1 tRNA gene is annotated in these 314 nt (G+C 51.0%); it reads right to left on the bottom strand.

The features are described from left to right. Window positions 1-61: 61 nt before the first annotated feature. Window positions 62-135 (bottom strand) — tRNA-Ile (locus E5354_RS14120). Window positions 136-314: the final 179 nt, after the last annotated feature.

The raw sequence follows: 314 nt of genomic DNA on the forward strand, positions 1-314 counted from the left end.
GTATCTTGATTCTGAATTCTCAGAATCGCTTCCAGCATGTCAATGTCCTCTTCCTTTATCGTAGTCCCTGGCAGAGTTGAACTGCCGACCTCTACATTATCAGTGTAGCGCTCTAACCAACTGAGCTAAGGGACTGCACTTCAACCTCCGTCAAGGAGGATAATGCGTTATATAAAACAATAGACGAAGCAGTACCGAAGGATTGTCCACTCGGTCGTGCGTTAGCCTCCGTTGCTTCCAGGGAACCGAGCTCGCGCTCCGCTCCAGAAAGGAGGTGTTCCAGCCGCACCTTCCGGTACGGCTACCTTGTTACG

This window comes from Muribaculum sp. NM65_B17, assembly GCF_004793735.1.
Classification (GTDB): Bacteria; Bacteroidota; Bacteroidia; order Bacteroidales; family Muribaculaceae; genus Muribaculum; species Muribaculum gordoncarteri.